Origin of the sequence: Pseudidiomarina fusca (genome assembly GCF_032227045.1) — a bacterium.
Classification (GTDB): Bacteria; Pseudomonadota; Gammaproteobacteria; order Enterobacterales; family Alteromonadaceae; genus Pseudidiomarina; species Pseudidiomarina fusca.
In genome coordinates this window covers 1-1,164 of record NZ_JANFPJ010000074.1, presented here as the reverse complement: position 1 = coordinate 1,164, position 1,164 = coordinate 1, and the positions used below count along the sequence as shown (strand labels likewise).

2 protein-coding genes are annotated in these 1,164 nt (G+C 40.8%); one reads left to right on the top strand and one right to left on the bottom strand.

Annotation, left to right across the window (positions count from 1 at the left end):
* Positions 1 to 211: transposase (locus NOG12_RS13075; protein ID WP_313933496.1), on the bottom strand; the 211-nt coding region annotated here is incomplete at its 3' end.
* 480 nt (positions 212 to 691) lie between these two features.
* Between NOG12_RS13075 and NOG12_RS13070 the strand changes: the two genes are divergently transcribed.
* Positions 692 to 1,123, top strand: a complete 432-nt coding sequence (locus NOG12_RS13070; RefSeq protein WP_313933495.1) for an RHS repeat-associated core domain-containing protein — start codon at positions 692 to 694, stop codon at positions 1,121 to 1,123.
* The last annotated feature ends 41 nt before the right edge of the window (positions 1,124 to 1,164 follow it).

Here is a 1,164-nt window from a genome sequence, read left to right as displayed (position 1 = left end):
TTTTCTTGGTTTTACCATTACGAGAGTTGCCGCTGTTGTTGCCGGCTGAGTCATTTGGTGCGTAGCCTAAATGAGCTTCCATTTCAGCCTCTAGCACCCGCTCTGCCACCTTCTTGGTAAGCTGTTTGAGTAGGCCGGCTTCGCCTAAGATGTCTTCTGGGGAATCACAGCCGTCAAGCAGCTGGTCGATGAGTTTGTCTGATATTGGCATTCTGATATCCTTCTTCGATATTGTTAAGAATGCCATTTACACAGATATTTTTACACTCTCTTGTGAACAGTCAGGAAATTGTTAGATATGCAAACTAAATCAAATAAATATGTGTCACGAAAACTCTTGTTAGGTTATTTGGTCGTATATCCTTTTTACTATGTAATAGCTATGTTTTTGGCTACTATCATTCTGATGTTTATATTTGATTGGAGTTTTCAGTTTTCTGAGAAAATATTTTATATATTGGCTCTAATAATGTGGCTTGTAAGTTATGTTGCACATTTTGATATTTTAAGGCACGCCTTGAGTTTACGAAAATCTCTAGAATAGTTAACTTTGAATCCAAAGCCTCGCCCTTGCGGGGCTTTTTTTGACATTAGCCGTGCGGATTTCAAAGACTCAACTATACTGTTAAGTTACTGTACTAGTTATATTTTATTGACAATGTATTATGGCTCGTAGTATCGATTAATGTATATGCAGGCACGATACTATGATCCAGTCATAGGTCGTTTCTATTCGAATGATCCGGTTGGGTATACTGATGCTAATCCAGTCATGTCATTCAACCGATATATGTATGCAAACAATAGCCCATATAAATATAAAGACCCTGATGGTGAATTTATACAATTTGCTATTGGTGCTGCTGTTGGATTTGCAAGTGAGGTAATAACCCAAATAGCTTCAGGTGGAAGTGTAAGTGATTGGGGAGAGGTAGCCATGCAAACTGGTATTGGCGCTATCTCAGGAGGAACAGGCGGTGCGGGAGCGAGAAACCCTTCAGATCCTGCTGCGGGACTATCAAGCTTACCGGCTAAAGATCCTGCTGTTAACGGTGGGGCAGCTAGAGGCTCATCCAACATAAGTAACAGCAATAATTGCCCAGCTACAGCTTCTAACTGGTAAGCGTCCATTTTAGGACGTCCTATTCCCACTTAAGATCGCGC

Coding starts and splice junctions, on each gene's coding strand:
- NOG12_RS13070 (WP_313933495.1), top strand. CDS start 692: ATGCAGGCACGATACTATGATCCAGTCATAGGTCGTTTCTATTCGAAT.